This window comes from Paraburkholderia sp. 31.1 (assembly GCF_014397645.1).
GTDB lineage: Bacteria > Pseudomonadota > Gammaproteobacteria > Burkholderiales > Burkholderiaceae > Paraburkholderia > Paraburkholderia tuberum.
Map to the genome: position 1 here is coordinate 1 of NZ_VZQN01000153.1, position 1,422 is coordinate 1,422.

Consider the following 1,422-nt stretch of genomic DNA (forward strand, 5'->3'; position numbering starts at 1 on the left):
ATGCTGCCGCCCTTTTGATGTTCGATCATGATCGCCGCGCGTTCTTCCGCACTCAAATGCTTGTAGTTCTTCTTCATCGCAACACCCTACCTCATTCAAGGTGTTGCACTTGGAACTAGAGACTAAGCTGCCTCACCATCCGAACTCAGTGCAACGTCAATGGGTTCTTCGTCTATCAAGCAGTGAAAGTCACCGGCCTTGGTCTGCACAGACAAATTAAAAGATGCTGCCGTGTTCGTGGAGTTAGTAGTATTGCAGTAGGCTTGGACTGATGCAGCGAGCAGACCTACAAATACGAGAAAATTTGTTTTCACAGAAGAACCCCCTTGATCATGCGAGTAAACTTAATTCGCTTATCAAGCCCGATAAGCGCACCATTGATACCCCTTGTGACATCTTTTATTATCTGCTCTTCTTTTGCGAGTTCAGCTGCAGTTTTCGGTATGTTAAAACTGTCACTATCAATGGCACGAACAACCTTCGGCCTGAGGCAGGTTATGTACCACGCCCCAGAGTCCAAGCAATTCTCTGGCACTGTCGCGATAACTTCAGGATTATCAACGCGCGCAGGAATTTTCGTCATCAGTGCGCGATGTTTCGCGTGATATTGTGGATCGCTCCACCACGACGCAGTAAAACTCGATTGCTCAATCCATGCTCGATATAACCAATAGTCCGCGTAATTACTTCTGAAGGTGAGTTGCTTAAACTCGCGACCGCGAAATTTTTGGGCATCCTCTCGGTCGCAGTTCCCACCTCTCCAGTCATATGATGAGGTGATTAAACCACCATTTGAACTATATTTTGCCAATCTGTAGTACGGGTCGTCTTCAGACGGAATTGCACCATACCAATGCCCAAGATCTTTCTCTGATTTTACCGATACTGGATTTATGTGAGTACCGTAAACAGCGGTTGCCGTCACGTTACCCACCATACTCGACTCCTGCATAGTACAGAGAAAGTTAGATTCCACTGCACCCTGCCCTAAGAAGTGCGACTGCTTCAGGTAATTCAACATCCCGTATTTTCGCAGAGAGAAGTTCAGAGGTTTTCTGTACTTCTCTCGAATAACGGCCGCGTTGCCAGACATGTGACTGTCCGGGTAAATCAACGCGAACTCATCCTTGGAGAACCAAGCACACTTCCTGAAGTGCCGGATAAACGCGAGCGGATGGAAGAACCAGAGCTTCTCCCCGGCGGGCAAGCCGGTCACATCCCAGAACTGGACTTCCCTGAGGTACTTGAGAAAATCGTCGTAACCCGTTTGGTTGCCGTGGTAGAACCCGCCCTCGTCGAGCAGCTTCGTGTAGCGCGTCTCGTTGTTCTTGCTATCCCATTCGCTCGGCGCGTTGCAGATAAATCCGCGTAGTGCCTGACGCACCGGATCGTTCATCCTCACGTAGGTTGACAGCGCTTGCG

General features: G+C 49.2%; 1 pseudogene. It reads right to left on the reverse strand.

The annotated features are described in order from the left end of the window. Window positions 1-310: 310 nt before the first annotated feature. Window positions 311-1,422: pseudogene (locus F6X37_RS35720) on the reverse strand (hypothetical protein); the annotation flags it as partial.